The 21799-nt window shown below is 65.1% G+C and carries 22 protein-coding genes; 8 read left to right on the forward strand and 14 right to left on the reverse strand.

The window, feature by feature from the left end; genetic code table 11:
- Positions 1-18 precede the first annotated feature (18 nt).
- From rimM to ffh, 3 genes are all read right to left on the reverse strand, one after another.
- Positions 19-540 carry a ribosome maturation factor RimM gene (rimM, locus tag AXW67_RS14455; RefSeq protein WP_201723669.1) on the reverse strand — a complete coding sequence of 174 codons (522 nt, stop codon included), beginning with the start codon at positions 538-540 and terminating at the stop codon, positions 19-21.
- Positions 541-713: 173 nt separating this feature from the next.
- Positions 714-1046 (reverse strand): 30S ribosomal protein S16, encoded by a 333-nt coding sequence (gene rpsP, locus AXW67_RS14460; protein ID WP_027523519.1) that lies wholly within the window; start codon positions 1044-1046, stop codon positions 714-716.
- An 85-nt stretch (positions 1047-1131) separates the two neighbouring features.
- Complete coding sequence (ffh, locus tag AXW67_RS14465) at positions 1132-2679, reverse strand: signal recognition particle protein (RefSeq protein WP_063678418.1); 1548 nt, start codon at positions 2677-2679, stop codon at positions 1132-1134.
- A 393-nt stretch (positions 2680-3072) separates the two neighbouring features.
- Between ffh and AXW67_RS14470 the strand changes: the two genes are divergently transcribed.
- A complete protein-coding gene (locus tag AXW67_RS14470; protein ID WP_201723668.1) occupies positions 3073-4134 on the forward strand; it encodes an MBL fold metallo-hydrolase in 1062 nt (353 codons plus the stop codon).
- 91 nt (positions 4135-4225) lie between these two features.
- On the opposite strand, the gene AXW67_RS14475 is transcribed toward AXW67_RS14470, so the two are convergent.
- Both AXW67_RS14475 and AXW67_RS40470 read right to left on the reverse strand, forming a co-directional pair.
- Complete coding sequence (locus AXW67_RS14475; RefSeq protein WP_063678420.1) at positions 4226-4942, reverse strand: SIMPL domain-containing protein; 717 nt, start codon at positions 4940-4942, stop codon at positions 4226-4228.
- Between the two features lie 5 nt (positions 4943-4947).
- Positions 4948-5685, reverse strand: coding sequence for a GyrI-like domain-containing protein (locus AXW67_RS40470; RefSeq protein WP_082907885.1), 738 nt, complete (start codon positions 5683-5685; stop codon positions 4948-4950).
- A 251-nt stretch (positions 5686-5936) separates the two neighbouring features.
- On the opposite strand from AXW67_RS40470, the gene dapF reads away from it, so the two are divergent.
- Together dapF and mtaB are read left to right on the forward strand one after the other, a co-directional pair.
- Positions 5937-6812, forward strand: coding sequence for a diaminopimelate epimerase (gene dapF / locus AXW67_RS14485; RefSeq protein WP_063678421.1), 876 nt, complete (start codon positions 5937-5939; stop codon positions 6810-6812).
- Positions 6812-8065 carry a tRNA (N(6)-L-threonylcarbamoyladenosine(37)-C(2))-methylthiotransferase MtaB gene (mtaB, locus tag AXW67_RS14490; RefSeq protein ID WP_063678422.1) on the forward strand — a complete coding sequence of 418 codons (1254 nt, stop codon included), beginning with the start codon at positions 6812-6814 and terminating at the stop codon, positions 8063-8065. Before dapF ends, mtaB begins: the two co-directional genes overlap by 1 nt.
- Positions 8066-8155: 90 nt before the next feature.
- Here the strand turns inward: mtaB and AXW67_RS14495 are convergent, their stop codons facing one another.
- The gene (locus AXW67_RS14495; protein ID WP_027554469.1) at positions 8156-9265 is read right to left on the reverse strand and encodes a DUF2336 domain-containing protein; all 1110 of its coding nucleotides are present in this window, start codon (positions 9263-9265) and stop codon (positions 8156-8158) included.
- A 171-nt stretch (positions 9266-9436) separates the two neighbouring features.
- On the reverse strand, positions 9437-10138 hold the full coding sequence (locus AXW67_RS14500) for an RluA family pseudouridine synthase (RefSeq protein ID WP_063678423.1): 702 nt from the start codon (positions 10136-10138) through the stop codon (positions 9437-9439).
- A gap of 58 nt (positions 10139-10196) precedes the next feature.
- Here AXW67_RS14500 and ftsY point away from each other — a divergent pair, with 58 nt between their 5' ends.
- Both ftsY and AXW67_RS14510 read left to right on the forward strand, forming a co-directional pair.
- The gene (gene ftsY / locus AXW67_RS14505; protein WP_063678424.1) at positions 10197-11138 is read left to right on the forward strand and encodes a signal recognition particle-docking protein FtsY; all 942 of its coding nucleotides are present in this window, start codon (positions 10197-10199) and stop codon (positions 11136-11138) included.
- 125 nt (positions 11139-11263) lie between these two features.
- Positions 11264-11866, forward strand: coding sequence for a septation protein A (locus tag AXW67_RS14510; protein WP_063678425.1), 603 nt, complete (start codon positions 11264-11266; stop codon positions 11864-11866).
- Between the two features lie 107 nt (positions 11867-11973).
- Here AXW67_RS14510 and AXW67_RS14515 read toward each other — a convergent pair whose 3' ends face one another.
- The 5 genes from AXW67_RS14515 to ccmA form a co-directional block, all read right to left on the reverse strand.
- Positions 11974-12558 carry a DsbE family thiol:disulfide interchange protein gene (locus AXW67_RS14515; RefSeq protein WP_063678426.1) on the reverse strand — a complete coding sequence of 195 codons (585 nt, stop codon included), beginning with the start codon at positions 12556-12558 and terminating at the stop codon, positions 11974-11976.
- Positions 12555-12734: a heme exporter protein CcmD gene (gene ccmD / locus AXW67_RS14520; RefSeq protein WP_063678427.1), complete on the reverse strand. Its 180-nt coding sequence runs from the start codon at positions 12732-12734 to the stop codon at positions 12555-12557. The genes AXW67_RS14515 and ccmD overlap by 4 nt, the downstream gene beginning before the upstream one ends.
- A gap of 1 nt (position 12735) precedes the next feature.
- Positions 12736-13527, reverse strand: a complete 792-nt coding sequence (locus AXW67_RS14525) for a heme ABC transporter permease (protein WP_063678428.1) — start codon at positions 13525-13527, stop codon at positions 12736-12738.
- A gap of 76 nt (positions 13528-13603) precedes the next feature.
- Positions 13604-14272 carry a heme exporter protein CcmB gene (gene ccmB / locus AXW67_RS14530; protein WP_027554476.1) on the reverse strand — a complete coding sequence of 223 codons (669 nt, stop codon included), beginning with the start codon at positions 14270-14272 and terminating at the stop codon, positions 13604-13606.
- 298 nt (positions 14273-14570) lie between these two features.
- Positions 14571-15173, reverse strand: a complete 603-nt coding sequence (ccmA, locus tag AXW67_RS14535; RefSeq protein ID WP_063678429.1) for a heme ABC exporter ATP-binding protein CcmA — start codon at positions 15171-15173, stop codon at positions 14571-14573.
- Positions 15174-15438: 265 nt separating this feature from the next.
- On the opposite strand from ccmA, the gene acnA reads away from it, so the two are divergent.
- From acnA to AXW67_RS14550, 3 genes are all read left to right on the forward strand, one after another.
- The gene (gene acnA / locus AXW67_RS14540; RefSeq protein WP_027554478.1) at positions 15439-18159 is read left to right on the forward strand and encodes an aconitate hydratase AcnA; all 2721 of its coding nucleotides are present in this window, start codon (positions 15439-15441) and stop codon (positions 18157-18159) included.
- Between the two features lie 220 nt (positions 18160-18379).
- A complete protein-coding gene (locus tag AXW67_RS14545) occupies positions 18380-19156 on the forward strand; it encodes a DUF1223 domain-containing protein (RefSeq protein ID WP_027554479.1) in 777 nt (258 codons plus the stop codon).
- Between the two features lie 540 nt (positions 19157-19696).
- Positions 19697-20065, forward strand: coding sequence for a DUF2794 domain-containing protein (locus AXW67_RS14550; protein ID WP_027554480.1), 369 nt, complete (start codon positions 19697-19699; stop codon positions 20063-20065).
- A gap of 94 nt (positions 20066-20159) precedes the next feature.
- Here AXW67_RS14550 and AXW67_RS14555 read toward each other — a convergent pair whose 3' ends face one another.
- Together AXW67_RS14555 and AXW67_RS14560 are read right to left on the reverse strand one after the other, a co-directional pair.
- Positions 20160-20690: a GNAT family N-acetyltransferase gene (locus AXW67_RS14555; protein ID WP_063678430.1), complete on the reverse strand. Its 531-nt coding sequence runs from the start codon at positions 20688-20690 to the stop codon at positions 20160-20162.
- Positions 20691-20917: 227 nt separating this feature from the next.
- Positions 20918-21709 (reverse strand): Bax inhibitor-1/YccA family protein, encoded by a 792-nt coding sequence (locus AXW67_RS14560; protein WP_027554482.1) that lies wholly within the window; start codon positions 21707-21709, stop codon positions 20918-20920.
- Positions 21710-21799: the final 90 nt, after the last annotated feature.

Below are 21799 nucleotides of genomic sequence, written 5' to 3' on the forward strand. Positions count from 1 at the left end.
TCCGTCGTCGTCGTCATGTCATGACGGCGACGGCTCGTCCTCGATCTCCTGCGGCAGCGCGATCACGACGCGTCCACCCGCGACGTTGACCTCCGGCACCACCGCGTTGGAGAACGGCAGCAGCAGCGTCGTACCTGTCGGCGGGGCGATCTCGATGATGTCGCCGGCGCCAAAATTATGGACTGCGACGACACGGCCGAGCGCGTCGCCGGTCGTGGTGACGGCGGCGAGCCCGATCAAATCGGTGTGGTAATATTCGTCCTCGTCGGTCGCGGGCAGTTTTTCGCGCGCGACGTAGAGTTCGATGCCGTTGAGCCGCTCGGCTTCATCGCGGGTCGTGACGCCCTTGAACGTCGCGACCAGATGATCCTTGGCTTCACGGGCCTGCGCGACCTCGAACTGGCGCTTGCCGTCCTGGGTGACGAGCGGACCATAGCGCCGCACGGCAAAGGGATCTTCGGTGAAGGTCCACAGTTTGACCGCGCCGCGCACACCATGCGCGGCGCCGATCCGCGCGACGCAAACGAGCTGAGACATCAGGTGGCCTCACCCTTCGAGACGCACGCTTCGTTTGCACCGTTCGCGACGGCCTCGCTTACGCTCGGCCTGCTCGGGTGTGCGTGCTGATCAGGATGAGGAGATAGACCCTCATGCTGAGGAGCGTGGCACAAGCCGCGCGTCTCGAAGCATGAAGGCCCGGCCATCGAAGCGGCTTACGCCTTCGCGGCGGCTTCGGCCTGCGCCTTGCGCTCCTTGCGCGGCACGGCCTTCTGCGGGTTGCTGCGTGCTTCGCGCTTCTTGACGCCGGCGGCGTCGAGGAAACGCATCACGCGGTCCGACGGCTGGGCGCCCTTGGCGAGCCAGGCCTTCACCTTGTCCATGTCGAGCTTGAGGCGGGTCTCGTTGTCCTTCGGCAGCAGCGGGTTGAAATAGCCGAGACGCTCGATGAAACGGCCATCGCGCGGGAAGCGCGAGTCGGCGACGACGACGTGATAGACCGGGCGCTTCTTGGTGCCTGCGCGAGCGAGGCGGATAACGACTGACATCTAGTTCTCCTTCAAAGTACGTTTTGTTCGGTTGATTGGTATTCCGCGTTGCGCGGGACGCTTGCGATCCCCCGCGACGAATTCCTCATTTCTTCTTGCCCGGAAATCCGCCGAGGCCCGGCAGCATCGGCTTGCCGCTCAGCCCGGTCAGACCAGGAACGTTCGGCAGACCGGTGCGAAGACCAGCCGGCAAATCCTTCGGCAGGTTGGGCAGACCCTGTCCGCCGCCGCTCTGCATCTTTTCCTGCAGCGCCTTCATCTCTTCCGGCGAGGGCATCTTCATGCCGCCGCCAAAGCCCATCGCCTGCGCGATGCCGGCGAGCGGGCCGCGCTTGCCCGAGCCCATGGCCTTCATCACGTCGGCCATGTTCCGGTGCATCTTCAAGAGCTTGTTGACGTGCTCGACGCTCTGTCCGGAACCTGCGGCGATACGTTTCTTGCGGCTGGCCTTGAGCAGGTCGGGGTGCCGGCGCTCGTCGCGCGTCATGGAATCGATGATCGCGACCTGGCGCTTCAGGATCCTGTCGTCGATCCCTGCGGCCGCGATCTGGTTCTTCATCTTGGAGATGCCGGGCATCATGCCCATGAGGCCGCTGATGCCGCCCATGTTCGCCATCTGCAACAGCTGCTCGCGCATGTCGTTGAGGTCGAACTGCCCCTTGCGCATGCGCTCGGCAGTGCGCGCGGCCTTTTCGGCGTCGATGTTGGCGGCAGCCCGTTCGACCAGCGACACCACGTCGCCCATGCCGAGGATACGGCCGGCGATACGGTCGGGATGGAAATCCTCCAGCGCGTCGGTCTTTTCCCCGGTGCCGATCAGCTTGATCGGCTTGCCGGTGACGGCGCGCATCGACAGCGCGGCGCCGCCGCGGCCGTCGCCGTCGACGCGGGTCAGCACGATGCCGGTCAGTCCCACGCGCTGATCGAACGAGCGGGCGAGGTTGACGGCGTCCTGGCCGGTGAGGCTATCCGCGACCAGCAGCACTTCATGCGGGTTGGCGGCGGCTTTGATCGCGGCCGCCTCCGCCATCATCTCTTCGTCGAGCGTGGTGCGGCCGGCGGTGTCGAGCAGCACGATGTCGTAGCCGCCGAGCTTGCCGGCCTCCAGCGCGCGCTTCGCAATCTGCGGCGGCTGCTGGCCGGCAACGATCGGCAGGGTCGGAATGTCGAGATCGCGGCCGAGCACGGCAAGCTGCTCCATCGCCGCCGGGCGATAGACGTCGAGCGAGGCCATCAGCACCTTGCGCTTGTCACGCTGGACGAGGCGGCGGGCGAGCTTTGCGGTGGTGGTGGTTTTGCCGGAGCCTTGCAGGCCGACCATCATGATCGGCACCGGCGGCACCGAATTCACGTCGATGGTCTGCCCTTCCGCGCCGAGCGTGTTGATGAGCTCGTCATGGACGATCTTGACCACCATCTGGCCGGGCGTCACCGACTTCACGACGGTGACGCCGATCGCCTGCTCGCGCACGCGTTCGGTGAAGCTGCGCACCACTTCGAGCGCAACGTCGGCTTCGAGCAGCGCGCGGCGCACCTCGCGCATCGCGGCGTCGACGTCCTTTTCGGTCAGCGCACCGCGCCCCGTCAGACGATCGAGGATGCCGCCAAGCCTTTCCGACAGATTGTCGAACAATACCGTTGTCCTGTTCTTGCCCTCACCCTGAGGAGCAGGCAAAGCCTGCGTCTCGAAGGGTGCCGTCGTGGCCCCATCCTTCGAGACGCCGCTTCGCGGCTCCTCAGGATGAGGGTCGTCCAAACACCTTTACGCCCGAGGGCGCACAGCGCTGTCGGGCGTTGACCTCTGGCCTCTAGGACCAGTCGGCGGGTCGAAAAGAAAGCCTTTCCGAGAAAGTGGCGGGGTTAAACGCCGCTCACGCCCAAAAGTCAAGGAAAGTTAGGCTGCCGGTGCGCATTTTGTAGGGCAAGCCATTGAAAATATAAGACTTCCGGCGATGGGTTCCTTTTTCTGCGGGCCCGCCCATATAGCCGGTGATGAACTCCCTCCGCTATCATCCCTGAAGCCGCCGTGCCGATCACCCGTCGCCGCCTGTTTGGACTGCTGGCCGGGGCGGGCGCGCTGGTCGGTGTCCCCCTTTGGATGTCCCGCATGAAAACCTACGACGGACCCGTCTCGGACCATTTCGACGGCCTGCACTTCTTTGATCCCGACGGTGTACCGCCGAAATCGCTGGGTGAAGTGTTCCGCTGGCAGTTCGGCGGCGGGCGGAAGCGCGAGACCTGGCCGGACTGGGTGCCGAGCCCTCACGCCGATACCCCGCCCGCGCGCGTCGACGGCGACAAGGTGCGGCTCTCCTTCGTTGGCCATGCAAGCTGGCTGATCCAGACCGCCGGCCTCAACATTCTCGTGGACCCCGTCTGGTCGATGCGGGTCTCGCCTGTCGGCTTTGCCGGACCGAAGCGGCATAACGATCCCGGCATCGCCTTCGACAAGCTGCCGAAGATCGACGTCGTGCTGGTCTCGCACGGCCACTACGATCATCTGGACATCGCGACGCTGTCGCGGCTCGCCAAGAATTTCGCCCCGCGCGTGGTCACGCCGCTCGGCAATGACCTGACGATGCGCGGTGCCGATCCCACGATCAAGGTGGAGGCCTTCGACTGGCATGACCGCGTCGAGCTCCGCGGCGGCCTCGCCGTGACGCTGGTGCCGACCCGGCACTGGTCGGCGCGCGGCATGTTCGACCGCAACAAGGCGCTGTGGGCGAGTTTTGTGCTGGAGACGCCGGCGGGGAAGATCTACGTCGTCTGCGATTCCGGCTATGGCGAGGGCAAACACTTTCGCCGCGTCGCCCAAGCGCACGGGCCGCTACGTCTGGCGATCCTCCCCATCGGCGCCTACGAGCCGCGTTGGTTCATGCGCGACCAGCACATGAACCCGGAGGACGCGGTGAAGGCATTGCTCGATTGCGGCGCGCAGGCCGCGCTCGGGCATCATCATGGGACGTTCCAGCTCACCGATGAAGCGATCGACGCGCCCGCGAAGGCGCTGGTCGAGGCGCTCGATGCGGCAAAGATTCCGCAGGAGCGGTTCGTGGCGATGCAGCCGGGGCAGGTGGTGGAGATTTAGGTCGATCCACGCAAAAACTCGTCGTCCCGGCCTTCGCCGGGACGACACCTTTATTGTTGCAGCAGAGTGCCTCTTACAGCGCAGCCCTGCTTTACTGTGCCGGCCTGATCGACCAGCTCACATTCACCGTCACCGACAGTGTTTCCTCGCCGGGCGCAACGGCGGCTGACGCTGCGGCCATCGGCGCTGTCGCCATCCGGCCCTTGAACAGCGGCACTGGGCCGCCGCCTTCGGAGACGCTGAGCGGCGCACCCAAGGCGACGCCGGCGGCCTTGGCGTAGATCTCGGCCTTGCGGCGGGCATCGGCCACGGCCTGCTCGCGGGCGCCGTCGAGCAGCTTCGAGGCCTGCGTCACCTCGAAGGAGATGTTGCCGATGTCATTGGCGCCGGCGCTGACCAGCGTGTCGATGATGCCTGCGGCCTTGGTCACGTCGCGAATCTTCACCGTGACGCGGTTGCTGGCGCGGAAGCTGACTACGGGCGAGGCGCCGCTGGAGCGGTTCGGCGCATATTGCGGCTGCAGCGACAGCCGCGAGGTCTGATAGTCCTTCTCGTCGATGCCGGCGCCCTTCAGCGCCAGCAGCACCTTGCCCATCGCGGCGTTGTTGGCGTCGGAAGCCTCCTTCGCCGTCTTGGCGTCGTTGGCGACGCCGGCGTCGAGCTGCGCGAGGTCAGGGGCCGCAGACACCGTGGCTTCGCCGCTGACCGAGATCGCGGCTGGAAAATCGTCGGCGCGCGCCGGCGCGGCGAGCAGCATGGTGGCAAGGGCGGTGGCAAGGACGGAGGTCAGCGCGGCGGGCTTTTTCATTGGTCTCACTTCAAGGGTACGTAGACATTGATCACGAGCTTGTCCTCGGCCGTCTTCAGGGGATCGGTGAGGTACTCCTCGATGAAGGTGTCCTTGGCTTCCAGCTTCTTGTCGTCGAGGTGATTGGTGATCGCCTCATAGGTGTTGTCCATGTTGTCGTAGGAACCGCGATGGACAAACTTGAGCGCCTTGCCCTCCGGCGATTTGCCCATGCTCATGTCCTTGGGCAGGTTCTTGAGATCCTGATCGACCGGGATCTCGGCGAGGAAGGTGAAGCCGGTATCATCCGTCGAGGTGTAGACGATCATCGGATTGCCCGCGGGCTTGATGCCCTGCTTGTCAAGCAGCGCGGTCACCGCCTTGAAGGCATCGATCAGGGTGTCGAAGGCCGAATCCCAATTGGCAGTACCCTTGACCATCACGACCTTCTTCGCCTCGAGCGTGGTCTCCTGGCCGAAAGGATCGGCGGTCTGCACCGGGGCCGGGGAGGCGGACGCGGCCGGCGGCGCTGCCGTCGGACTGGGCGAGGGTGAGGCGCTGGCCGCCGGGGCCGGCGAAGGCGTTGCCGCAGGGGCGGGCGAGGCGCTTGCAGCCGGGGCGGGCGAAGCCGATGGCGCCGGGGAAGGACTGGCCGATGCGGCCGGTGCCGGGCTTGGGGTTTGTGCCGAGGCGGCAGACAGGCCAAACGACATGGCGGCTGCCGGGATCAGCGCGACCAGAGCGAGACGACAAAAACGATTCATTACCATTCTCCCCAAGAGCTTATCCGCCAAGGTCTTGACCTGCCAAGGCCTTGCGCCCTCAAGGCCTCAAACTTGGCTTTGCGCCATGCCGCGCGTCCCGGTTTGCGCGAATGCCGCCGTTCTAACACGCGAGCGCCGAATTCGTCCCATGACAGATGCGTCATGGCAGATACGTCTTGGCCCTCCGCAGCAAATCACTGGTCAAGCCGCCAAGGATCGCCATATAAGGCGGGCGAAAATCGGGAATTTTCATGAGCGCGCTGGCCAACCACGCATTTGCCAAGATGAATGGCATCGGCAACGAGATCGTCGTTGTCGACATGCGCGATGCCGCGTCCCCGGTCACGCCGGCCGACGCCCGCGCGGTGGCGTCGGCGCAGGGCGGCGTGCCCTACGACCAGCTCATGGTGCTGCAGAAGCCGCGCCTGGACGGCACCGAAGCCTTCATCAGCATCTACAACAATGACGGCTCGGAAGCCGGCGCCTGCGGCAACGGCATGCGCTGCGTGGTGCGCCGGATCTTCGAGAAGACCGGGCAGACCGCGGCGACGTTCGAGACCCGCGCAGGCCTGCTCAATTGCTGGCAGGGCCCGGCGCCCGATCTCTATACCGTCGACATGGGCGCGCCCAAGTTCGGCTGGCAGGACATTCCGCTCGCGGAAGAGTTTCGCGACACCCGCTACATCGAATTGCAGATCGGGCCGATCGACAATCCGATCCTGCATTCGCCCTCCGTGGTGAGCATGGGCAATCCGCACGCGATCTTCTGGGTCGACGACGTCAATGCCTATGATCTCGAGCGCTTTGGTCCGCTGCTGGAAAATCATCCGATCTTCCCCGAGCGCGCCAACATCACGCTCGCCGATATCGTCGATCGCGATCACATCACGATCCGCACCTGGGAACGCGGCGCCGGCCTCACCAAGGCTTGCGGTTCGGGGGCCTGCGCGACCGCGGTCGCGGCGGCGCGCCTGAAGCGCGCCAACCGCATCGTCGAGATCACGCTGCCCGGCGGCAAGCTCGGCATCGAATGGCGCGAGCGCGACGACCACGTGCTGATGACGGGCACGGCGACCTTCGAATATGAGGGCACCTTCAATCCGGCGCTGTTCGCGCCGGTCGGGTAATGGCTGTCGACGTCGTCACCTTCGGCTGCCGCCTCAATGCGTTCGAGGCTGAGGTGATCCGCCGCGAGGCCGAAGGCGCGGGCCTTTTCGATACCATCGTCATCAACAGCTGCGCGGTCACCAACGAGGCCGTGGCGCAGGCGAGGCAGTCGATCCGCAGATTGAAGCGCGAGCGGCCCGAGGCGCGCATCGTCGTCACCGGCTGCGCGGCGCAGACGCAAAGCGATATGTTTGCCGGTATGGCGGAGGTCGATCGCGTCGTCGGCAATGACGACAAGATGCGCGCGTCCGCCTGGCGCGAGGCGCGCGACGCGTTCGACATCGGCGCGAGTGAGAAGATCGCCGTCAGCGACATCATGGCGGTCAAGGAGATGGCGCCGCATCTGATCGACGGCTTTGCCGCCGGTCTGCCGCGCGTGTTCGTGCAGGTGCAGAACGGCTGCGACCATCGCTGCACCTTCTGCATCATTCCCTATGGTCGCGGCAATTCACGCTCGGTGCCGATGGGCGCCGTGGTCGACCAGGTGCGGGCGCTTGCTCAGCGTGGTCATGCCGAGATCGTGCTCACCGGCGTCGATCTCACGAGCTATGGCGCCGATCTGCCGGGCGCGCCGAAGCTCGGGATGCTGACGAAGCAGATTTTACGGCACGTGCCGGAGCTGAAGCGGCTGCGGATCTCCTCGATCGATTCGATCGAGGCGGATAGCGATCTGCTCGACGCCATCGCCGACGACGCACGGCTGATGCCGCATCTGCATCTGTCGCTGCAGTCCGGCGACGACATGATTTTGAAGCGCATGAAGCGGCGTCATTCGCGCGAACATGCGATCGCGTTCTGCGAGCACGTGCGCCGCCTGCGGCCGGACATCGCGTTCGGCGCCGACATCATCGCGGGCTTCCCGACCGAGACGGAGGAGATGTTCTCGCGCTCGCTCGATCTCGTCGACGAATGTGGCCTCACCTTCCTGCACGTCTTCCCCTATTCCCCGCGCCCCGGCACGCCTGCCGCGCGCATGCCGCAGGTCACGGGTGCCGTGATCAAGGAGCGTGCGAAGCGGCTCCGTGCGGCTGGTGAGGAGGCGTTGCGACGGCGGCTCCAGACCGAGATCGGCGCGACGCGCGAGGTGCTGGTCGAGAGCGAGGGCCAGGGCCGCACGGAGCATTATCTGCCGGTGGCGATTGCGGGCGGGCGCGTGGGGAGTGTGGTGCCGCTAAGGATTCGTGGCAGTGATGGCGAGCGGCTCACGGTCTAGCTGCCGAAGCGCTGGCTTTACCCCAAGGTCGTCCTGGCGAAAGCCAGGACGACACCGAAGATGTGGGCGCAGCCTGCCTAAATGCGCGCCCTACAACGCCCTTACCTGCCAGAACCGCAGCGTCCGGAGTGCATTCTCGGGTGTCATGCGGGCGTAGTGGCCCCTTGCTTTGGCGAGATCCGCTGGCTTCATCGCGCCGGTGGCGTAACGGCTCCCCAGCACGGCGGCGGTCGTTTCCCAACTGAGCTGCGCCGCGCGGCACGGCACCAGCAGGCCGTCGTCGCGCAGGCTTTGCATCAGCGGGCGGATGACCTCGATGGTGGAGCCGGCCAGCACCGCCAGTGCCGCCACGGTCTCCTCATACCGTCGCTGCGTGGCGAAGCCGAGCAGCGTCGCTTCGCTGAGTTGGCCGGTCGCCTTGAGACCCGCGATGGCGCGTTTGGCGCCTTCGAAGTCGCGAATGCTCGACATCTCGCGCTCGACGCCGACACTGACGGCTGCAATCGCGCTCTGGATCTCCTCGAACAGATGCGGCGGCGCGCGCGACAATAATCGTGTGCGAACGGTATCCGTCGCCGAGCGCAGCAATTGCCGGCGCAGCTCCGACGGCAAATCGACGCGCACGCCGACGCTCACGGCCAGGTCCGGATCGGACTCGGCCTGTCCGACGATGACGGCAAATCCGCCTCCCGAGACGCGTGCACCGGGGTTGGCGGCGAGCTTGCGGCTGACGCTCGGATAGCGGCGCGCCAGCAGCGCGTCGGTGACGATCTCCTTCAGCCACCAGCGGCCGGCGACCGCGAGCAGATGCGGCTCGCCCTTGGTCGCGGCGATCTTCACCAGCTCGCCATCGTCGAGGCGTGCCGATTCCTGCAGCACGGGACCGGCAATGCGGATCTCGTCATTGTTGGCGAGGCGGCGGATGACGGAGGGCGGCGCCTGCGCGATCGGCGCGAGCTGCGCGCTGATCTCGGCGAGCGCGACGCGCGCGCCCATGTCGGCGATCGCGCGCAGCTCGATGGTGCCGATCAGGCGTTCGAGCACGTCGTCGAACAGCGCGATCTGTTCGTCGTTGAAGCTGCCGGCGGAGGACAGGAACAGGTCGGTGACGCGCCGGGCGGTTTCCAGCCCCTTTTCCGCCGAGCCGAAGCGAATCGCGGATTCGACCTCGTTGATGATCGATAGCTGGGCCTTTGGCATCACGCGCTGCTCGTCCTGAGCGGGATTACGGAAGCTTGTTCTAAGCAACCGCTAGCATTAGCGGCGAGCGCTGAACGTTTCGTAAACCATGCGCGGTACTGTCATGACATCACACCACGAAGGAGGTGGGCTCCCTCTCCCGCTTGCGGGAGAGGTGAATGACAGCGGCACCTACTCCCCATTCCACCCGCAGGCGCTGAGCCGCTCGTGCATATGGGCCGGCGCCGGGGCCACCACGCGGACCGGCTCCTTGTTCCGGGAGATCGGCACGACGATCTCGCGGGAATGCAGATGCAGGCGCGGCTCGCCGAAGCGCGGGCCGTTGCCGTAAATGTTATCACCGACGATCGGCCAGCCAGTCGCCGCCGAATGCACGCGCAATTGATGGGTGCGCCCGGTGACGGGTTCCATGGCGAGCCAGGTAATACCCGCGCCCCGGCCCATCACCTTCCAATTGGTCACCGCCGTTTGCCCGTCCGGGTCCGGCTTCTGCCACCAGCCGCGCTCGGCATTGAGCCGGCCGAGCGGCATGTCGATCGTGCCTTCGTCCTCGGCAGGACCGCCCTCGACCACGGTCCAGTAGGTCTTGCCGATCTTGCCATGCTTGAACAGCAGGCCCAGCGAGGCCGTCGCCTTGCGATGGCGGCCGAGCACGAGACAACCGGAGGTATCCTTGTCGAGCCGGTGGGCGAGCACCGGCGGCCGCGGCAGTCCGAACCGAAGCGCATCGAACGAGGCTTCCAGGTTCGCCCCGCCCTTGGGGCCGCGATGCACCGGCAGGCCCGCCGGCTTGTCGATGACCAGCATCAGCCCGTCGCGATGGAGCACGCGCGCCAGGATTTCGTCGGCGGTCAGTTCGGGAACATCGAGCAAGGACAAGGACTTTCGGTCAAGACTTTCGTTTACGGGCCGGAACGGCTAACACGCCACCATGAACGATACCACCGATACCCCCAAGCTGAGCTGGTGGCGCCGCCTGTCCAATGGGCTCAAGCGCACGTCGTCCTCGCTCGGGACCGCGGTCGCCGATCTCGTCACCAAGCGCAAGCTCGACCGCGCCATGCTCGACGACATCGAGGACGTGCTGCTGCGCGCCGACCTCGGCACCGAGGTCGCGGTCAGGATCGCCGATGCCGTCGGCACCGGGCGCTACGACAAGGCGATCTCGGCCGACGAGGTGAAGGACGTCGTCGCGACCGAGGTCGAGAAGGTGTTGTCGCCGGTCGCGAAGGCGCTCGAGATCGATGCGGACAAGAAGCCGTTCGTCATCCTCGTGGTCGGCGTCAACGGCTCCGGCAAGACCACGACCATCGGCAAACTCTCGGCCAAGTTCGCATCCGAAGGCCGCAAGGTGATGCTGGCCGCCGGCGACACGTTTCGCGCAGCGGCGATCGAGCAGCTCAAGGTCTGGGGCGAGCGCACCAGGACGCCCGTCATCGCGGGCGCGCAAGGCTCGGATTCGGCAAGCCTCGCCTTCAACGCGCTCACCGCGGCGAAGGAGCAGAACATCGACGTGCTCCTGATCGACACCGCAGGGCGCCTGCAGAACAAGGCCGAGCTGATGAACGAGCTCGAAAAGGTCGTGCGCGTGATCCGCAAAGTCGATGCGACGGCGCCGCATGCGGTGCTGCTGGTGCTGGATGCGACCGTCGGCCAGAACGCGCTGTCGCAGGTCGAGGCGTTCCATCGCACCGCAGGGGTCACCGGCCTCGTGATGACGAAGCTCGACGGCACGGCGCGCGGCGGCATCCTGGTCGCGCTCGCCGAGAAGTTCAAACTGCCGGTGCATTTCATCGGCGTCGGCGAAGGCGTCGACGATCTCGCGCCGTTCACCGCGCGCGATTTCGCCCGCGCGATCGCCGGAATCGAATAGCGTCGTCCTTCGAGACGCGCGCCGCTGGCGCGCTCCTCAGGACGAGGTCGTGCCACAGGTGAGGTCCTCATCCCGAGCAGACCGCGAAGCGGTCGTCTCGAAGGATGAGAGAGATGGAAGAGAGTATGGACAAGACCCAGCCGCATCCACTGTTCAAGCTTACGACCGAGCTCGGTCCGCTGCTCGTCTTCTTCTTCGTGAACGCGAAGTTCAACCTCTTCGCGGCGACCGGTGCCTTCATGGTCGCGATCGTGGCGGCGATGATCGCGTCCTATGTAGTGACACGCCATATACCGATCATGGCCATCGTGACCGGCGTCATCGTGCTGGTGTTCGGCACGCTGACCTTGGTGCTGCACGACGAGACCTTCATCAAGGTCAAGCCGACCATCATCTACGGCCTGTTCGCTGCGATCCTCGGCGGCGGCCTTCTGTTCGGCCGTTCCTTCATCGCCATCATGTTCGACCAGATGTTCAACCTGACGCCGCAGGGCTGGCGCATCCTCACTTTGCGCTGGGCGCTGTTCTTCGCCGGCATGGCGGTCTTGAACGAGATCGTCTGGCGCACGCAGAGCACGGATTTCTGGGTGAACTTCAAGGTGTTCGGCGTCACGCCGCTGACCATGATCTTCGCCATCGCGCAGATGCCGCTGACCAAGCGCTATCACCTCGACCCGGTGTCGCTGGAGGCGAGCGAGGCCGAGGCGGGGGATGTGAGGAAGGGCTGACGACCCTTTCAGCTCGTCATTGCGAGCGAAGCGAAGCAATCCACACTGCCGCCGCGGTGACAGTCTGGATTGCTTCGTCGCTTCGCTCCTCGCAATGACGACAGCAACTACTTCAGCGCCCTCTCCAACTGCGGCAGCAGCACCGTCCGGAAATTCTCCGGCGTGATCGGGCCGACCAGCTTGTAGACGATGGTGCCTTCGCGCCCGACGACGAACGTCTCCGGCACGCCATAGACGCCCCACTCGATCGAGGCGCGGCCGTTGGCATCCAGGCCGACGCGGCCGAAGGGATTGCCGTAACGGCCGAGGAAGCGCCGCGCATTGTCGGGTGCGTCCTTGTAGTTGATGCCGACGATCTGGAAGCGCTTGTCCTTGGCGAGCTCGGTCAAGAGCGGCGCCTCGTCGTGGCACGGGACGCACCAGGAGGCCCAGACGTTGACGAGACTGACCTTGCCCTTGAACGCGGCCGGGTCGAGTCCCGGCACCTGCACGCCGCCCTCCTGCAGTCCGTCGAGCGGCGGCAGCGTGGTTTGCGGGGCCGGATGCCCGATCAGCGCGGACGGAATCCGCGAGGGATCGCCACTGCCGAGCCGGAACCAGAACAGCAGCGCCAGTGCGAGGAAGACGAGCAGCGGCAGCACCATCAGGAGGGTGCGGCGCGGCCTTGCGGCGGAGGTCGATGAATCGCTCATGGCCTGTCCGTGGCGCTGCGCCCCGAGCGGCGCGTGATGCCGCTGCGATCAAGCTCGCGCAGGCGCAGGGTCTGGTTGCGATAGTCGATCATGACCCAGCCGATCAGGATCGCGACCACAGCGGCAGCAGTGGCATAGGACGTCACGATGAACGACGCGTAAGGGCCAAGCGACATTTTAGGCAGCCCCAGCTTCTTTTGACGCGCTTTCTTCACGCGAACCGGTGCCCACTTCGCTCGAAAACGCTACGCGGCTCGCCTGCATCATCTGCAGGGAGCGGACGCGGCGGCGCAGGATCTCGTTGCGCATCGCGGCCAAGTGCAATGTGACGAACAGCAGCGTGAACGCGATTGCCATCACCAGCAGCGGGATCAGGAACGACTTGTCGAGCGTCGAGCCGCCCATGCGCATCACCGAGGCCGGCTGATGCAGCGTGTTCCACCAGTCGACCGAGAACTTGATGATGGGAAGATTGATCGCGCCGACCAGCGTCAGCACGGCGGCGGCGCGCGCCGCACGCGAGGGGTCCTCGACGGCGCGCCACAGCGCCATAAGGCCGAGATACATCAGGAACAGGATCAGCACCGAGGTCAGCCGCGCGTCCCACTCCCAATAGGTGCCCCACATCGGCCGGCCCCACAGCGATCCCGTGACCAGCGCGAGGAAGGTGAAGGCGGCGCCGATCGGCGCGGCCGATTTCGCTGCGACGTCGGCGAGCGGATGCCGCCACACCAGCGTGCCGAGCGAAGCCACGCTCATCACGCCCCACACGAACATCGAGAGCCAGGCATTGGGCACATGGATGAACATGATCTTCACGGTCGCGCCCTGCTGATAGTCGTCGGGCGCAAACGCGGATTGATAGAGGCCGATCGTGAGCAGGATGATGGTTGCGGCCGCAAGCCACGGCAGCACGCGCGCTGTCAGCGCGAGGAACCGCGTCGGGTTGGCGAGATCGATCAGCGTCATGGTGTCCTGATAATCACCGGGGACCGCTCAGGCAATGAGCACGAAAGGGCGCAGCGAAAGTTGATCGGGGTCAAGATCAGTCGAGCCCATGTCTGAGGCTCATGGCCGCCGCGAAAGGGCCGACCACGAGGCTGACCAGCGACAGAGCGCAGAGGATCGAGAACGGCGCGCCGAACGACAATGGTCCGGTGATCGCCGCCTGCGAGGCCGCGACCCCGAAGATCAGCACCGGAATCGACAGTGGGAGCACCAGAACCGCCATCAGGAGGCCGCCCCGATGCAGGGTCACCGCCAGCGCGGCGCCGATCATGCCGGTGAAGGTCAGCGCCGGCGTGCCGGCCAGCAGCGTCAGCGCCACGGCGCCGGTTGCGACCATGTCGAGGTTGAGCAGCAGCCCGAGCACGGGGGTTGCGACAATCAGCGGCAGGCCCGCCGCCAGCCAATGCGCCAGCGCTTTGGCGGCGCAGGCGAGTTCCAGCGGCGTCCGGCTCATCGTGATCAGGTCGAGCGAGCCGTCCTCATGGTCGGCCATGAACAGCCGGTCCAGCGTGAGCAGGCTCGCCAGCAGCGCGCCCAGCCACAGGATGGCCGGCCCGAGCCGCGACAGCAGCGCCAGATCCGGCCCCACCGCGAACGGCATGAGCACCACCACGGTCAGGAAGAACAGCACCCCAATCAGCGCCCCGCCGCCAACGCGGAGCGCGATCCGGATGTCCCGTCGAATGAGAGCGGCAAGGGCCGTCATGGGATGCCTCCGATCGAGGAGGAGCAATGCATGACCACCTCGCGCCCCAGGCACACTGCGCTCCCACCCTCCCTGCGGGAGAGGGTGGGGCAGGGGGGTAGCCCCGGGGAGGATGCTTGTGGGGCGCGGGCCGCCAGCAACGGAGTCCCCTCGTCCCGAGTGCTTGAACCGAGAGAGCTTACCGTGTGGCACCCCCCTCCCTGACCCGCCCCCGCCTTCGCTAAAGCTTCGGCGGACAAGGGGGCGAGAACGAAGAGGGCGGAGCCCTGCCGCTCAGAAAGCTGAGGGTCCGTGAATCTCACGCCGCACCCCCGATCCGAAGCTCCCGCGCATCGATGCCGAGCGGGGCGTGGGTGGCGGCGATGATCAGGCCGCCGCGGGTGAGATGATCGCGCATCAGGCCGGCGAACATGTCCTGGCCGGCCGCATCGAGCGCCGTAGTCGGCTCGTCCAGCAGCCAGACAGGGCGGCGGACGGTCAGCAGCCGGGCCAGCGAGAGCCGGCGGCGCTGGCCGGCCGACAGGAACGCCGCAGGCAGATCGGTGGCGTGGTCGAGCCCGACGGTCGTGAGGCTGCCCTCCGCGTCAAAACGCTCCCCGCCGAGAAAATCGGCCCAAAATGCCAGGTTTTCCACCACGCTCAGCGCCGGCTTCAGAGCGTCGCGATGGCCGAGATAGTGGCATTGCTCGGGGAGCGTGAGCTCGGAATCCCCTCCTGCCAGCGCAATCGTGCCCCCAGCCGGAACGAGCAGGCCGGCGATCAGCCGCAGCAGCGATGTCTTGCCCGACCCGTTGCGGCCGACCACCGCCACGGCCTCGCCGGACCTCGCCTCGAAATCGAGCCCGGCGAACACCTCGCGGCCACCCCGCACGCAGACGAGCCCGCGTCCGGAGAGCTGCATCTCGCCGCTTGTCGAAGCTCTCAACAGAGCCCCCAGAAGGGCCCGAGAGAAAACCCTAAGAAAATCTTGGGGTAGCGCATCAGAATTTTTGGCTCGCGAATTGCTGCGGTACGATTGTGGCTGTGGCGGCGCGGTTAGAAAGCTTCTATAAGCCCGGAACTACTTGATGCAGCAACTCAACCTGCCCCTGCAAGCGACCCAGCCGGATTCGCTGACGGTGTTAAAGTACCCTCGCCGGGTATAACTAACAATTGGGATTTCCTACATGACCTCGCTCGACAGCTTCAAATGCAAAAAGACCCTCAAGGTCGGCGCCAAGACCTATGTCTATTACAGCCTGCCCACGGCCGAGAAGAATGGTCTGAAGGGAATTTCCAAACTTCCCTATTCGATGAAGGTCCTGCTCGAGAACCTGCTGCGCAACGAGGACGGCCGCTCGGTCAAGAAGGAGGACATCGTCGCGGTGTCCAAGTGGCTGCGCAAGAAGTCGCTTGAGCATGAGATCGCGTTCCGCCCGGCCCGCGTATTGATGCAGGACTTTACCGGCGTGCCGGCGGTGGTCGACCTCGCCGCGATGCGTAACGCGATGCAGAAGCTCGGCGGCGATGCCGAGAAGATCAACCCGCTGGTGCCGGTCGATCTCGTCATCGACCACTCCGTGATCGTGAACTTCTTCGGCGACAACAAGGCCTTCGCCAAGAACGTCACCGAGGAATACAAGCAGAACCAGGAGCGCTACGAGTTCCTGAAGTGGGGCCAGAAGGCGTTCTCGAACTTCTCCGTCGTGCCGCCCGGCACCGGCATCTGCCACCAGGTCAATCTCGAATACCTTGCCCAGACCGTCTGGACCAAGAAGGAGAAGATGACGGTCGGCAAGAAGACCGGCACCTTCGAGGTCGCCTATCCCGACTCGCTGGTCGGCACCGATTCCCACACCACCATGGTCAACGGTCTTGCCGTGCTCGGCTGGGGCGTCGGCGGCATCGAGGCGGAAGCCTGCATGCTCGGCCAGCCGCTGTCGATGCTGCTGCCGAACGTGGTCGGCTTCAAGCTGAAGGGCTCGCTGAAGGAAGGCGTCACCGCGACCGATCTCGTGCTGACGGTCACGCAGATGCTGCGCAAGCTTGGCGTCGTCGGCAAGTTCGTCGAGTTCTTCGGCCCCGGCCTCGATAACCTCTCGGTCGCCGATAAGGCCACGATCGGCAACATGGCGCCCGAATACGGAGCGACCTGCGGCTTCTTCCCGGTCGACGCCGCCGCGATCGATTACCTCAAGACCTCCGGCCGCGCCCCGGCGCGCGTCGCGCTGGTGCAGGCCTATGCCAAGGCGCAGGGCCTGTTCCGCACCGCCAAGTCGCCGGACCCGGTGTTCACGGAGACCCTGACGCTCGACCTCGGCGATGTCGTGCCGTCGATGGCAGGTCCCAAGCGTCCCGAAGGCCGCGTCGCGCTGCCCTCCGTGTCGGAAGGCTTCTCGCTGGCGATGGCCAACGAGTACAAGAAGGGCGATGATGCCGAGAAGCGCTACGCAGTCGAGGGCAAGAACTTCGAGCTCGGCCATGGCGACGTCGTGATCGCGGCGATCACCTCCTGCACCAACACCTCCAACCCGAGCGTGCTGATCGGCGCCGGCCTGCTGGCGCGCAACGCAGCCAAGAAAGGCCTGAAGGCGAAGCCGTGGGTGAAGACCTCGCTCGCCCCGGGCAGCCAGGTCGTCGCCGAATATCTCGCCAATTCGGGTCTGCAGGCCGATCTCGACAAGGTCGGCTTCAACCTGGTCGGCTTCGGCTGCACCACCTGCATCGGCAATTCCGGCCCGCTGCCTGAAGAGATCTCGAAGTCGATCAACGACAACGGCATCGTTGCGGCCGCCGTGCTCTCCGGCAACCGCAACTTCGAAGGCCGCGTCTCGCCGGACGTGCAGGCGAACTATCTCGCCTCGCCGCCGCTCGTCGTCGCCCATGCGCTTGCGGGCAGCGTGACCAAGAACCTCGCCACCGAGCCGCTCGGCGAAGGCAAGGACGGCAAGCCGGTGTACCTGAAGGACATCTGGCCGACGGCGAAGGAGATCAACGCCTTCATGAAGAAGTTCGTGACCGCGTCGATCTTCAAGAAGAAGTATGCCGACGTGTTCAAGGGCGACACCAACTGGCGCAAGATCAAGACGGTCGAAAGCGAGACCTATCGCTGGAACATGAGCTCGACCTATGTGCAGAACCCGCCCTATTTCGAAGGCATGAAGAAGGAGCCGGAGCCGGTCACCGACATCGTCGAGGCGCGCATCCTCGCCATGTTCGGCGACAAGATCACCACCGACCACATCTCGCCGGCCGGCTCGATCAAGCTCACCTCGCCCGCGGGCAAGTATCTCAGCGAGCACCAGGTGCGTCCGGCCGATTTCAATCAGTACGGCACGCGCCGCGGCAACCATGAAGTGATGATGCGCGGCACCTTCGCCAACATCCGCATCAAGAACTTCATGCTCAAGGGTGCCGACGGCAACATTCCCGAAGGCGGTCTGACCAAGCACTGGCCCGACGGCGAGCAGATGTCGATCTACGACGCCGCGATGAAGTACCAGCAGGAGAACGTGCCGCTGGTCGTGTTCGCCGGCGCCGAATACGGCAACGGCTCCTCGCGCGACTGGGCTGCGAAGGGCACGCGCCTGCTCGGCGTCCGCGCCGTGGTCTGCCAGAGCTTCGAGCGCATCCACCGCTCCAACCTGGTCGGCATGGGCGTCCTGCCGCTCACCTTCGAGGAAGGCACCTCCTGGCAGTCGCTTGGCCTGAAGGGCGACGAGAAGGTCACGCTGCGCGGCCTCGTCGGCGACCTCAAGCCGCGTCAGAAGCTGACCGCCGAGATCGTTTCCGGCGACGGCTCGCTCCAGCGCGTCCAGCTGCTCTGCCGGATCGATACGCTGGACGAGCTCGACTACTACCGGAACGGCGGCATCCTGCACTACGTGCTGCGCAAGCTCGCGGCATAAGCGCGGATTTGTGAACGGTGGCTCACTGCGAAGTGAGTAGAAGCTTAAACGAAGGCGGCCTATCAAAAGGCCGCCTTCGCGCGTTTGCGGCACGCTTCAGATGGGCCCGCCCGGCGGAAAACTCCGCCGTGGTGGACGAATGTGCCGCGCCCCGTAAGATTACGGTGACCATCAAGCGATACGATTTTTCCCCCACGAGCTAGGATGTGCGACGTTCGACATGACTGGAATGATGGCTACTAATCAAATTTCACGCTGGTCTGGTGCATTCTGGTCGGGAGCACTCAGCGTCTGTGCCATCATCGCCATCATTCGTCCCGCCCACGCCGATCCCCGCGCCGTGGTCGAACTCTTCACCTCGCAGGGCTGCTCGTCCTGTCCGCCCGCCGACGCAATCATCGGCGAACTCTCCAAGGATCCCTCGATCATCGCGCTGAGCATGCCGATCGACTATTGGGATTATCTCGGCTGGAAGGACACGCTGGCGGATTCGCGCTTCTCCGCACGGCAGCGCGCTTATTCGCGCATGCGCGGCGACCGTGAGGTCTATACGCCGCAGGTCGTGGTCAACGGCTCGGCGCATGTCATCGGCAGCGATCTCGCCGGTATCGAAAGTGCGATCGGAAATACCACCAAGAATGAATCCGTCATGAGCGTGCCGGTAACGATGTCGCTGGCGGGCAAGCAGATCAACGTGTCGGTGGCGGCGAGCAAGGAGCCGGCGGTCTCGCACGGCGAGGTCTGGATCTGCTCGATCTCGAAGTCGGTGCCGATCGCGATCGGCCGCGGCGAGAATCGTGGGCAGCAGATCACCTACCACAACGTGGTCCGCAACGTGCTCAAGGTTGGCGACTGGAACGGCCGTCCGGAAAGCTGGACGGTGCCGATCGAGAACCTGACTCGCGACGGCGTCGACGGCGCGGTGGTCTACGTCCAGGACGGCAATCGCGAAAAGCCCGGTCCGATGCTGGGCGCGGCGTACACGTCGCTGCATTGAAGCGCGTAAATAGTTTCCGAAGATCTTCCCTTCGTCATTCCGGGGCGCGCCTCTTGGCGCGAGCCCGGAATCCATTTCTCATCTTGGAAAATTGGATCGATGGATTCCGGGCTCGCGCTTCGCGCGCCCCGGAATGACAGCGGGCACACATCCCGACCCGATACAAACAAAAAAGGACCAACTCGCGTTGGCCCTCCTTGTCGCGCGTACAGACCCGATCCTGACGACCCCGGGGGGCTGGGGGCTGAGGAATCCGGAACCGAAAGGACCGGGCCAACGCACATGAGTCTTTTCGCAATGCAGGGCGGCAGTCGCTAGGCGGAAAAGAGGCGAGACTATGATTCCTGCTAACGATCCCGTGACGGTTTGTCGCTGAGAAGTTCTACCATAGCATGTGCCCTGATTCGCCCACGATCTGGCGGGATTGGCCGGGAACCTCTTGCGGTGAGCAGCAGTTGGCGCAATCATGCAACTGTCATGATCCGCGGGTTCCCGCGACGGTTTCGCGGACGCGATCATGTTGTGCGACAGGAGGCGCCCATGAATCTGTCGGAGGATGCCGATCCGAGCGAGCAGCGCGCAGTGGCGCGTGTCGCCGCTGCGAATTCCCAAGGCAACCGGGTGACGTTCAACCGGCTGGAACTGCATCGCATCCTCAATCTCTACGGCCGCATGGTCGCCGACGGCGAATGGCGCGACTATGCCATCGACTTCCTCAAGGACCGGGCGGTGTTCTCGGTCTATCGCCGCGCCTCTGAAGTGCCGATCTATCGCATCGAGAAAGATCCGCGGCTGGCGCGCAAGCAGGGCATGTACAGTGTAATCTCGGCCACCGGCCTGATCCTGCGCCGCGGCCACGAGCTCGAGCGCGTGCTGCTGGTGATCGACCGCAAGCTGGCGGTGGTTTAGCTGCCGTAGGGTGGGCAAAGGCGCAACGCGCCGTGCCCTCCGCGACCGCTGCGGCAATGATGGGCACGCTTCGCTTTGCCCACCCTACGAGGTCCTACTTGGTCGGTACCGTGCTGCCGCCCTCGCCGAGGTCGCGCTGCATCATCACGGTGTCCAGCCACCGGCCGAACTTCAGCCCGACATTGGGATGCGTGCCGATCATCTTGAAGCCGCCCCTGGTGTGGACCCCAATCGAGCCGGCGTTGGCGGAATCGCCGATCACGGCGATCATCTGGCGGAAGCCGCGCGCTTCGCATTCGGTGATCAGCCGCTCCAGCAGCAACAGGCCGATGCCGCGGCGGTGGAACGACGGATCGAGATAGATCGAGTTCTCGACCGTGAAGCGATAGGCCGGCCGCGGCCGGTAGGCGCCGGCATAGGCATAGCCGGCCACGCGTCCGTCGAGCATGGCGACGAAGTAGGGATAGCCCCCATCAATCAGCGCGCGATAGCGCCGCGTCATCTCGGCAAGGTCGGGCGGTTCCAGCTCGAACGTCGCCGTGCCCTCGCGGACGGCCTGCTGGTAGATGGCGGTGATGGCGGAAAGGTCGGCCTCGGTGGTGGGCCTGATCTCAGGTGCGGACATGAGGGTAGATTAAAGCGTTCCCGGAACCGCTGAAAGGGGCAATGCCGCCTTCACGTACTCCGTCATTGCGAGGAGCCCTTGCGACGAAGCAATCCAGAGCCCCTCCGCGGGCGCATTTCTGAATTGCTTCGCTGCGCTCGCAACGACGGTGTTTGGGGATGCAGTCAGCCCAAATAAAAACCCCGGCCTTTCGGCCGGGGTTCGTGTCGTTCGCTCGGGTTTACCGCTTAGTCGCGCTGGCCGAGCAGCTGCAGCAGCAGCGTGAACAGGTTGATGAAGTTCAGGTACAGCGACAGCGCACCGGTGATCGCCGCACGCTCTGCGATGTCACCGCCCGCCGACGCGTAGCCGTAGATGTAGTCGTTCTTCAGCCGCTGCGTATCCCAGGCGGTGAGGCCCGCGAACACAAGCACGCCGACCACCGACACGATGAACTGCAGCGCCGTGCTGGCCAGGAACAGGTTCACTAGGCTCGCGATGATGATGCCGATCAGGCCCATGAACAGGAACGAGCCCATCCCGGTCAGGTCACGACGCGTGGTGTAGCCGTAGAGGCTCAGCGCACCGAAAGTCGCCGCGGTGATGAAGAACACCCGCACGATCGAGGTGTGCGTGAACACCAGGAAGATCGAGGACAGCGAGATGCCCATCAGCGCCGAGAACACCCAGAACAGGATCTGGGCAGTCGAGGGGGCGAGGCGGTTGATGCCGGCCGAAATGACGAACACCATGGCGAGGGGCGCCAGCATGAACAGCCATTTCAGCGGGCTCACGAACATCGCGTAGCCGAACGGCGTCAGGAACAGCTTGCCGACGCGGACGGCTTCCGGCGTCGGAACGTCCGTCACGGCAGCCATGTAGACGCCGAGCGCGGCGAGGCCGGTGATGGCGAGGCCAATGCTCATGTAATTGTAGATGCGCAGCATGTAGGCGCGCAGACCGGCGTCGACCGCAGCGGCGTCAACACGCCCGGCGGCCCTGCCGAAAGGAGAAGCGTAGTTACGGTCTAGGTCCGACATGGTCGAATTCCCGTTGGTTGTCCGGTCCGGCACGAGGGTCTCCATGCCGCCGGTTCGTCAAATTCTATCTCGGATACCGCTGTCTGCCGA

Origin of the sequence: Bradyrhizobium neotropicale (assembly GCF_001641695.1) — a bacterium.
GTDB lineage: Bacteria > Pseudomonadota > Alphaproteobacteria > Rhizobiales > Xanthobacteraceae > Bradyrhizobium > Bradyrhizobium neotropicale.

Excerpts from the sequence above, each read along its gene's own strand:
- rpsP (WP_027523519.1), bottom strand. The coding sequence starts at position 1,046 with ATGTCAGTCGTTATCCGCCTCGCTCGCGCAGGCACCAAGAAGCGCCCG.
- AXW67_RS14475 (WP_063678420.1), bottom strand. The coding sequence starts at position 4,942 with ATGAAAAAGCCCGCCGCGCTGACCTCCGTCCTTGCCACCGCCCTTGCC.
- AXW67_RS40470 (WP_082907885.1), bottom strand. The coding sequence starts at position 5,685 with ATGAATCGTTTTTGTCGTCTCGCTCTGGTCGCGCTGATCCCGGCAGCC.
- dapF (WP_063678421.1), top strand. The coding sequence starts at position 5,937 with ATGAGCGCGCTGGCCAACCACGCATTTGCCAAGATGAATGGCATCGGC.
- mtaB (WP_063678422.1), top strand. The coding sequence starts at position 6,812 with ATGGCTGTCGACGTCGTCACCTTCGGCTGCCGCCTCAATGCGTTCGAG.
- AXW67_RS14495 (WP_027554469.1), bottom strand. The coding sequence starts at position 9,265 with ATGCCAAAGGCCCAGCTATCGATCATCAACGAGGTCGAATCCGCGATT.
- ftsY (WP_063678424.1), top strand. The coding sequence starts at position 10,197 with ATGAACGATACCACCGATACCCCCAAGCTGAGCTGGTGGCGCCGCCTG.
- AXW67_RS14510 (WP_063678425.1), top strand. The coding sequence starts at position 11,264 with ATGGACAAGACCCAGCCGCATCCACTGTTCAAGCTTACGACCGAGCTC.
- AXW67_RS14515 (WP_063678426.1), bottom strand. The coding sequence starts at position 12,558 with ATGAGCGATTCATCGACCTCCGCCGCAAGGCCGCGCCGCACCCTCCTG.
- ccmD (WP_063678427.1), bottom strand. The coding sequence starts at position 12,734 with ATGTCGCTTGGCCCTTACGCGTCGTTCATCGTGACGTCCTATGCCACT.
- AXW67_RS14525 (WP_063678428.1), bottom strand. The coding sequence starts at position 13,527 with ATGACGCTGATCGATCTCGCCAACCCGACGCGGTTCCTCGCGCTGACA.
- ccmB (WP_027554476.1), bottom strand. The coding sequence starts at position 14,272 with ATGACGGCCCTTGCCGCTCTCATTCGACGGGACATCCGGATCGCGCTC.
- ccmA (WP_063678429.1), bottom strand. The coding sequence starts at position 15,173 with ATGCAGCTCTCCGGACGCGGGCTCGTCTGCGTGCGGGGTGGCCGCGAG.
- acnA (WP_027554478.1), top strand. The coding sequence starts at position 15,439 with ATGACCTCGCTCGACAGCTTCAAATGCAAAAAGACCCTCAAGGTCGGC.
- AXW67_RS14545 (WP_027554479.1), top strand. The coding sequence starts at position 18,380 with ATGACTGGAATGATGGCTACTAATCAAATTTCACGCTGGTCTGGTGCA.
- AXW67_RS14550 (WP_027554480.1), top strand. The coding sequence starts at position 19,697 with ATGAATCTGTCGGAGGATGCCGATCCGAGCGAGCAGCGCGCAGTGGCG.
- AXW67_RS14555 (WP_063678430.1), bottom strand. The coding sequence starts at position 20,690 with ATGTCCGCACCTGAGATCAGGCCCACCACCGAGGCCGACCTTTCCGCC.
- AXW67_RS14560 (WP_027554482.1), bottom strand. The coding sequence starts at position 21,709 with ATGTCGGACCTAGACCGTAACTACGCTTCTCCTTTCGGCAGGGCCGCC.